The sequence below is a fragment of the Synechococcus sp. R6-7 genome (genome assembly GCF_047461695.1).
GTDB lineage: Bacteria > Cyanobacteriota > Cyanobacteriia > Thermostichales > Thermostichaceae > Thermostichus.
In genome coordinates, this window is sequence record NZ_JANSHS010000418.1 from 1 (window position 1) to 2,497 (window position 2,497).

General features: G+C 56.7%; 2 protein-coding genes. Both read left to right on the top strand.

All coding sequences use genetic code 11. The annotated features are described in order from the left end of the window. Positions 1-580 precede the first annotated feature (580 nt). Complete coding sequence (wecB, locus tag NW815_RS11945; RefSeq protein ID WP_011433693.1) at positions 581-1,717, top strand: non-hydrolyzing UDP-N-acetylglucosamine 2-epimerase; 1,137 nt, start codon at positions 581-583, stop codon at positions 1,715-1,717. Positions 1,718-1,895: 178 nt separating this feature from the next. Further along, positions 1,896-2,471, top strand: a complete 576-nt coding sequence (locus tag NW815_RS11950) for an ureidoglycolate lyase (RefSeq protein ID WP_414388025.1) — start codon at positions 1,896-1,898, stop codon at positions 2,469-2,471. Positions 2,472-2,497 lie beyond the last annotated feature (26 nt).

Here is a 2,497-nt window from a genome sequence, read left to right on the forward strand (position 1 = left end):
TGAGAGAGCCACCCAAGTCAAAAGCTAGCCGGGAAAACTCTCCCACCCCTTCGCGTTGGCGAAACGGGATCCTCTCAAGCGACGACAGAAGCTGTCAGCGGGGAAAAGGAAGACACCAGTAAGAGCCGAGTCTTCAAGAACGTGCTCCTCGAAGACCATCCACTGGTGGCTGGCGCTACAACTACCGGAAGCGTCCATGCTGTTGAACGTTTTCCTCCAAAAAGGTTAACCGAAACAACCCGGACAGCCAGAAGAGGATCTCTTCAGCCCCCCTTAGGTTAGTTGCAGGAGTGGGATCCCGTCAACCCTTTTTCTCCAGCTCATCCGGTGAAAAATTGGTGGGGCAGCTGGAGGGGTAAGATCGGAGTGAGCAGCAATAGCCCCCTTGTGGTTCCTCTCGTCTCGACATTGCCCTCAGCCTGACTCAGCAAAGTCTACATCTCGGTGGCTTGCGACCTTGAGCAACCCACGCCCTTCGCCGCCTCTGTTTTGTTAGTGGTTTTTGTTAGTGGTTTGTTGGTGGCCTTGCTTCAATGAGCTGCGCTTCCCATCTCCTACAGGTGCCGATGTCCTTGAGCTTATGGCCTCTCTTCCCCTCGTTGCCGTGATCTTGGGCACACGGCCCGAAGCCATTAAGCTGGCCCCGGTGATTCAAGCTCTGCGTGCCAGTCCCCATCTGCGCACCGAGCTGATCTTGACCGGACAACATCGGGAAATGGTGGATCAGGTGATGCGGCTATTCGGTCTGCAAGCGGATCGGGATCTGGCGATCATGCGCCCCCGCCAAAGCTTGACGGACATCACCGAAGCCACCTTGCGGGGCCTAGAACTCTACTTTCAAGAGCAACATCCTCAACTGGTTTTGGTGCAGGGAGATACCACCACCGCCTTCGCTGCCGCCTTGGCAGCTTTTTACCACCGGATCCCGGTCGGGCATGTGGAAGCCGGACTGCGCACCGATGATCTCTACAATCCTTTCCCCGAAGAGGCCAATCGCCGCCTGATCTCCCAGTTGGCCAGCCTGCACTTTGCCCCTACCCCCCAAGCCGTTGACAACCTGAAGCGAAGCCACGTGGTGGGATCCATCCATTGCACCGGCAACACTGTCATCGACGCCCTACTGCAGGTGGCCTCCCAAGGGATCCCCTGCCCCATTCCCGGCCTGGACTGGCAGCGCTACCGTGTCCTGCTGGTTACCTTGCACCGACGCGAAAATTGGGGGGATCCCCTAACCGCCATCGGCAAGGCTCTGCTGCAGATCTTGGCCGAGTTTCCCGATACCGCCCTTCTTTTGCCCCTCCATCCCAACCCCTTGGTGCGGGATCCCCTGCAAGCCCTGTTGGGATCCCATGAGCGGGCTTTTCTCACTGAGCCTCTGGACTATCCCCTCTGGGTGAGCGCCATGCAGCGCTGTACCCTCATCCTCAGCGACTCCGGCGGCATTCAAGAAGAGGCCCCTGCCCTGGGCAAACCGGTGCTGGTGCTGCGGCAGACCACCGAACGTCCTGAAGCGATTGCTGCCGGCACCGCCCGCCTGGTAGGCACACACCCCGAAAAGATCCTGAAGGCAGCCCGAGAATTGCTCACAGACCCACAAGCCTATGCCCGCATGGCCCAAGCCCAAAACCCCTTTGGCGATGGCACTGCCGCCCGGCAAATTCGCCACATCATCGAGCGGTGGTTTAACCCGCAAAGCCCTCGAGAAGAACAAAGTTAAGAATTAAAAGTTAAGAATTAAATAAGAATCAAAGATGTATAGACCGTTACCGGGAAAACCGTTTCTTTACCTATTGCTCTCAATAAGACAATTAATCTCAATAAGACAATTAATTAAGATAGAAAGCCTGACTCCAATCCAATTGACCCCAGTCCAATCAAGAGCGAGGATGCAAACCATGAGCACGACTGCAACTGCCACCACCGTTGTCCGGGTGCCGATTGTGGATGCCACCCCAGAAAATGTGCAACCCTTCGGCCAACTTATAGGGGACGATGTGGCCAATCCTGGGCTGGGGATCCCCTTTTATCAGGGGCGTGTCCTGGAAGGACAAAACATCGACTTTCAATACACCGGCAGAGCCGTTATCCGTACGGCTAAGATCCTGCCCGGATATCCACCTGTGCTCTGGCTGGAGCGCCACATGCGTATGACCCAGTTGTTTGTCGGCCTGGGGCAAGAGCCGTTCATCATGGTGATGGCTCCTCCCAACCATCCCAAAGCAGCTCCCGATCTCGACAAAGTACAAGCCCTGCGATTCCCTGCCGGGCATGGGCTGCTGCTGCACCTCGGCACGTGGCACGATTTCCCCATTGCCTGCGAGCGCCCCGTTGTGGTGCTAACCGCCAACTCCGAAGAAGTGGTGGAAGCCCTGGCCAGCATGAAAGGTGCCCAGGAAATGAATCAGGGGGATGTATTCAAAATTTCCCTCCCCCAACGGCTAAAAGCGGAGATCCACCTAGAGCTGGTGTAAACTACCCGACATCAACCGCTAGGCGG